At 66.1% G+C, this 6,698-nt stretch carries 2 protein-coding genes; both read left to right on the top strand.

The genetic code is table 11. The annotated features are described in order from the left end of the window. The first annotated feature begins 725 nt into the window (after positions 1 to 725). Positions 726 to 5,903: a glycosyltransferase gene (locus tag JMV16_RS15990; RefSeq protein ID WP_201495303.1), complete on the top strand. Its 5,178-nt coding sequence runs from the start codon at positions 726 to 728 to the stop codon at positions 5,901 to 5,903. Continuing rightward, complete coding sequence (locus JMV16_RS15985) at positions 5,900 to 6,487, top strand: hypothetical protein (RefSeq protein ID WP_201495302.1); 588 nt, start codon at positions 5,900 to 5,902, stop codon at positions 6,485 to 6,487. Before JMV16_RS15990 ends, JMV16_RS15985 begins: the two co-directional genes overlap by 4 nt. Positions 6,488 to 6,698 lie beyond the last annotated feature (211 nt).

The raw sequence follows: 6,698 nt of genomic DNA, 5'->3' as shown, positions 1-6,698 counted from the left end.
AAAGGGGCCGTGGCGAGGCGCAATTCGCGTCGCACACGCGCTGCAGCGTCGAAATCGGCCTCCTGGAAGGCTGTTCCTCAACCATCACTACTGGATGGCGAAATTCGGAGCCTTGTTCAGCGTTGCCCTAGCCAAGGAGAGATGGCATCCAGCTTGGTGCCGGACAAGAATGGAGCATATCAACTACCACTTCCGCGATGGCGGCGATCACAAGTTCGCGTTCGACTACGAGACTCTCCACCAAGTGTTGTCTGACTGCGGGTTCGCTGCCATTCGTCGGGTTTCGTTTAACTCTTCCATCGACTCTGACCGTCGTCGCGTAGGTACCCTATACGTAGAGGCGAGGCGTCCTGCTGTCCCTGAGCGGGCAAGTCTCATTCGTGAGGGTGCGCATGGAGCTTGAACAGGAAGTTTGCGCCGACGCTGAGTTCTCAGCGTACTGAGAGACATCCAGGCCAGAGAAGCTGCCGAGGGCCGAGCCACTCGGTGCGCCCATTGTTGGCGGCCCGCATCGCGCTGCTGCGGAGTTGGGCGAGCCCCTCTCATCAGCCAGCCAGTCTTGTCGCAGCGATGCGCGCGGGTTACATTGCGACCCGTATCGCGCCATGGGATGGCACGGTTTGACCCCGGGGATGCTTGGATGAAGCACTCCCCGGATGGTCTGACACCAGGCATATCCCGGTATCGCGATGCGAAGACCTCTTCACTTCACATCCTGGAGTCCTATGCATCTGCCACGCCATCAGGCGGCGCTTCGCGTCGTCGCGCTCGTTGCCACCAAGAACCGCCACGGCCTTCTTGCCGCACGCGCCCTTCCCTCCATCGCGTCCCAGCGGCGCCACTGCGACGAATTGATCCTCGTTGACGACGCGGACGATGCGTCATCACTGGCTCGGTGTCGAAGCCTGACCCAATCCCTGGGGCTTCCGGTCAGCGTGCTGCACAACCGCCGCACGGAAGGCGCGGCCGGGGCCTGGAACACCGGGCTGGACCATCTGGCCCGACAGACGGACGACCCGCGCACCGTGTTCGTCGCGTTTCTGGACGACGATGACGAGTGGCGGCCAGAGCACCTGGAGTTGTGCCTCAGCGCTGTACAGGGTGATGCGTCCATGGTGGCCAGCGGCTTCCTGCGTGTCGTCGCCGGCCTGCAAGACGAAGCGGTCCTGCCGCCGGCCCACGTCACAACGGCCGACTTCTACGTCGGCAACCCTGGAGTACAGCCCAGCAATCTGGTCGTTCGCCTGGACCGATTGCTCGAAGCGGGCTGCTTTGACGAGGCGCTGCCCAGTTGCACGGACAGGGACCTGCTGATTCGCTTGCTGCGAATCTCGACCGGAGGCTACCGCCGCGTGACGCAGCAGACGGTCCGACACTACGCGTGCCCCTACCGGCAGAGGCTGAGTTCCCCCGGCTCACCGCAGCGGTTCGCTGGCTTGGGCGCCTTCTTTGCCAAGCATCGGCCGCATATGACAGACCCACAGTGGGAACAGGCGCAGGCCCGTGCCTCCAGGCTGTTCGGATGGCAGGCCCCTCAGGAGCGCGCGCAGCTCGAAGAACCCATGGACAGCCTGCGCCTCATGCCATCGCCAGCGGTCGATCACGGTATGCACCTCGTCGTGGGCCTGATCACCGATGCCCAACGCGTAGAGGCACTGGACGGACTGGTGCGAGATCTGCTGCTCCTTCAAGAGGAGCCCGGGCTCTTGGCGCTGGATGTGCTGGTACTCGACAACAGCGCCGACGTTGATTCGGATGCGCTGAGCAAGGCTGCCGACCGCTGGCGCGCGCTGGGTTTGCGACTGCACGTCATCGGCCACGCCGCACGTGACGACGCCGCGCTGGCAGGCGAGTTGCCGGCCATGGCCCGCGGTCGGCTGGCGATCGGCCCCGCCCGTACCTGCTTGCAGACCTATCTCTATCGCTTCTGCAAGGCGAGGCCCGGTGCGGTGGCCTGGGTCCTGGACGACGACATGCGGCTGGACCCGCTGGTTGCCTTCGGCTCGCAGCTCCGGCGTACGCGCTACCTCTTGATCCCTTGGCTGGCAAAGCTCAGGGACGATGGTGTCGACATCGCCATCGGCAGCTACACCGGGGCAGCCCCGCTGCCCACGCTGTCGACACTGCGCGTCCAACTGGTCGACCTGGTTGCGACGTTGCGCTGGCTGGCGCGGCTTGACCCAGGCGAGGCACTGCCCGACCGTTCGACCTGGAACGCAGCGATGCGTGAGGGTCGACGCGACCACTACTACGACCTGTCACACCGAGAGACAGACCGGCTGGAGACGCCCTTCTGGCTGCAGCCCGAGTTCCAGGGTGAGACCGTGGGCGCAGCCTGCGAGCGGCTGTGTGCGAGCCTGGACCGCCTGCTGGCCGGAGAGCAGCTGTTCCGCCCCTTGGTGATCGACTCCGCGACGATGGAGACTTTCGAGCACCAGGACAGCCTGTACCGCGGCGGCAATACCTGGGTCTTCGACATCGAGGCCTTGCGGGATGCACCCAATGCGGTGCCTGACATCGGCGAGCGCGCCACGCGCCGTTCCGACATGATCTGGGCCTTGCTGCAGCGCGACAGGTTTCACCGCAAGGTGGTGTCGGTCCCGCTGGCCGTCTATCACGCTCGCGAGGCACAGATTGGCGACCCGGCGCGGGATGAGCGCACCCTGATCGACGACATCCGTGGCTTCGCGGTGTTCTCGGCGCTGCAGGACCGTAGCCGGGATCCACACCTGGACCTGGCGGCGCGCGCACTGAAGTACCGCGAAGAGCGTCTGGCTGCGTTCAGGCTGTCGATGCACCGCATTCGCGGGCTCGCGCACGAGCTGGTGGCCTTGGCCAGTTCGCCGGGCTGGCTTGGTGGTCACGCGAACCATCTGCTGGCATTCTCGGATGCGGTACTCACCCGAGTCGACACGGCCATGCTGACCCGCGTGTCCGCGGCCGTGCGCCAATTGTCAGGGGCCGATGTCGTTGCATTCGACCAGAGCCTGTCGGTGACGATGGCCCAGCACCAGGCCCGCCTGGGAGCGGGCGGCCTGATCGATGCGCAGTTGCGCGACCAGCGACAGCTCAACGCCGAGTGGGTCGCACGCCGCCTGGGCAGGGAGCAGCTTGACGCCGCTGCGCAACTGCAATGCCTGGGACAGGGCTCGGAAGCGGTGGTCTTCACCGATGGCCTATCTGTCCTGAAGGTGATCGACTACTGGAAGCCCAGGGCGGCCGCCAAAGCCCGGGCCCGACTGCACGCGCTGGTGGGGCGATGGCCCACGGGAGCGGGGCTGTACGGCATCAAGCAGCTGCTGACCGAGGGCCCGCAGAGCGTTCTGGTCTACCCCTTCGAGCCCAGCGAGCCTTATGCAGGCGGCCAGGGGCCGGGGCTCGTTGAGCTGATGGCCGAGTGCCATGCCCATGGCCTTGTCTGCCGCAACATCCACCCCAAGAACCTCCGCCAGGTCGGGCAGCAGGTACGCCTGATCGACTACGGTGGAGACCTGCTGCTGGCAGACGAGCTCGAGGACTTCGAGGCCGAGTTCGTGGCCATGTGCCGCCGGGCTTACATCTCCTGGCGACACGCCCACCGGGCCGACCTGGACGGACTGCTGCGCGCCAGCTCCCGCGACCCGGACTTGCCGGAGCTGTGCGGCTTCGAGCAGCACTTCATGCGCGCCGTGCACGAGACAACGGGCCAGTTACCTTCAGTGGACCCGCTGTGGGCTCTTGCAGGAGGCATGGAGCCGCAGCGCGTTCTCGACTTCGGCTGCGGCAAGGGCGAGATCAGCCAGCATCTTGCCCGGCTGGGGCACTCGGTAGTGTCCTACGACCCGGATCCTGCGCTCGTGGAACGGCTGGGCAGGCTTCGAGGACGCAACCTGGAACCTGTGCACCACCTTGACGAGGTGCTGGCCCGTGCGCCCTACGACCTGGTGATTTGCCGACGCGTGCTGTGCCTCTTGGACGACGGCGCTGCAAAAGAGGTCCTGACGCAGCTGCGCCGCTGCGTATCTGACCAGGGGCGCCTGCTGGTAGCCTTGTGCCATCCGACGTACGCACCGCTGATTGCCACACCAGAAGCGCTGCCCGAGCGTACCGGGCAGAACGACCCGGACAGCAGCTACAGCTGGGTCAAGCGCCATCGGCACAGCGGGCGGACACTTGTCGAATTCCATCGACCAGAGCGCGTCCTGCGCAGGCTGCTCCAGCGTGCCGGCTTCGCACTGGTGCGTCGACTGGAGCGGGAGACCATCGACCAGTTCAGGTTTGAGCAGGCCAGCGACCTGCTGGTCTACGAACTCCGGCCCGCCGCGGCGCAGGACTGCACGCTGCTGATCAAGGCTTGCGCGATGGAAGCCGAAACGCTGTGCACGAATGTGCGCCGCCTGGTCGGGCAACTGGAATCGCCGCGCGGCTTCCACGAGGTGATCCTGGTGCTGGACTCTAGAGAGGACGGCTTCCTGCGCCAGTACAAGGATGGCAGCTTCGCCAGGCTCAGAGCGCAGGCCCTGGTGCTGCAGGCCCAGGGCTGGGTCGACCGCGTGCTCCTGGGCCCGTCGGACGCTGCGACCTGTTCGGAGCTTTCCTTGAAGTGGCTCGGTCGCGCGCAACCCGGCACCCACGCCGGCAACGGAGCGCCACTGGCGGCGGTTCTGACCGGCTTCGAGGCTTGCGAGACCCCCTATCTGCTGCACACCGACCTGGACGTGCTCGTCGGGCGGCAGGACCCAGGGCATGATTACCTGGGCGACATGGTCAGTGCCCTGGCCAGCGACCCGTTGGCGGTGACAGTGGCCTTCAACATCGCTCATGCCGATGACTTGGCCTACACCGCCGATGGGCCGGCCGGCCCTTGGCGCGTGGAGTCCAGGATCGGCTTGCTGCACATGCAGCGACTGAGGGCTTTGCTTCCCCTAGGCAGCCTGTTCCCCGCTCAAGCCAAGGTGCCTGCCTGGCATCGCGCGCTGGACGAAACCGTCAGACGTGGACTGGCGCACTCGCTGCGCGGCGGTGACCGCCGCAGCTTCTTCATCCATCCATCCAACGAGCGCAAGAGCGACCCCATGGCATTGGCGCGTATCGCGGACCGCGTGTCCACGGGTTCGGTCCCTGCGTTCCAGTTCGGCGCCGTCGACCTGGTGGGCACGGCGTCGCAATGGGCCCGGCCTACGCGCTTCGAGCCGTTCGTGTTCATCATCGCCGGCCGCAACGTTGAACCGGGCCGCTTTCGGCGATGCCTGGCGTCGGTCAAGCAGCAGGCACGCGGCGACTGGGGGGCGGTCGTGATAGACGACGCCTCCTGCCCGGCATGGGAAGAGGCGCATCGGCAGCTGTGTCGAGACATTGGTGCTCAGGTGACCTACTTGAGCAATCCGCTGCGGCAAGGCCTGCTGGCCAACACGGTGGAGGCCGTCAGGGTCCACTGCGGTAGTCCTGACACCGTCGTCATCACCCTGGACGCCGACGACTGCCTGATTGGCGGCAACGTGCTCGACATCCTGGCGACCGAGTACAGCCTGGGGGCGGACATGACAGTCGGCTCGATGTGCCGCACGGACAAGCGCGCGGACTACCCTGCGAACCTGGACGAACCTCGCGTCAACCGCGGTGGCAATGTCTGGCAGCACCTGCGCAGCTTCAGGAAGTCGCTGTTTGACCAGATCCCTGACGACCATTTCAGACTCAATGGCGCGTATGTCGAACTTGCGAGCGATTGGGCGCTGATGCTGCCGATGGTGGAGCTTGCACGGTCACCCCGTTGGATTCGACGGTGCCTGTACTTGCATGAACCCGGCGGTGCCCGCGATGCCGAGACGAGCAGGCAGCGCGAAAGCGTCATTGCTGCGCTGATGACCAAGCCATCGCTGCGGCGCACGGCACTTGCTGTGGTCGACGCGGAGTGCCAGGCATGACCAGGCCTCTTGGCAGTCCACGGCGGGCCTGCATTGCCGTCGTGGGCGATGCGCGGCTTGAGGCTGGCCATCCCAGGGAAGCCCTGGCCGAGGCCCTGGGTCGCGCCCTTGTCGACGCAGGGTTCCGCGTCGTCACCGGTGGCATGGGAGGCGTGATGCGGGCAGCCCATCGAGGGGCACGCGCTTCTGCCGGGTGGTTCGACGGTGCGGGCGTCGGAATCCTGCCGGGGTCTGACGTCGACCAGGCGAACGAGTACGTGGACATCGCCATACCGACCGGGCTGGACCACGCCAGGAACGCCATCGTGGCCCAATCCGCCGCACTGGTGGCCATCGGCGGCGGCTCGGGCACTCTGTCCGAGATGGCCCTGGCATGGTCCTTTGGCCGGCTGGTCATTGGGCTGCGTTGCGGCGGCTCCAGCGGGCTTCTGGCCGGGCAGCGTATCGATGCGCGCGAGCGCTACCCCGCGCTGCCCGACGATCAGGTTTTTGGCGCCGACACCGCTGAGGAGGCCTTGGGCCTGCTGCGCCACTGGCTACCGAGTTACGCGAAGGTGCATCCGCGGATAAGAAGCAACCTGTAGCGGTGCAGCCGTTTGGCCAGCGGCCACCGCGCCGTTGCGCCATTGCGCCATTGCGTTGCTGATGCTGCCGATTGTTTGTGCCGGCGTAAGCGCACAGCGATCCCATCTTGAACTGAGCCCTGGCACCGATAACGATCGTGTCCACGCCGGACTTACGTGGACACGATGACAAGCGACAAGACAACGACTCGACGGCGCTACAGCGCGGACT

Source organism: Rubrivivax sp. A210 (assembly GCF_904426505.1).
Taxonomy (GTDB): domain Bacteria; phylum Pseudomonadota; class Gammaproteobacteria; order Burkholderiales; family Burkholderiaceae_C; genus Rubrivivax.
This window is presented reverse-complemented; position numbering and strand designations above follow the sequence as displayed.

Coding starts and splice junctions, on each gene's coding strand:
- JMV16_RS15990 (WP_201495303.1), top strand. CDS start 726: ATGCATCTGCCACGCCATCAGGCGGCGCTTCGCGTCGTCGCGCTCGTT.
- JMV16_RS15985 (WP_201495302.1), top strand. CDS start 5,900: ATGACCAGGCCTCTTGGCAGTCCACGGCGGGCCTGCATTGCCGTCGTG.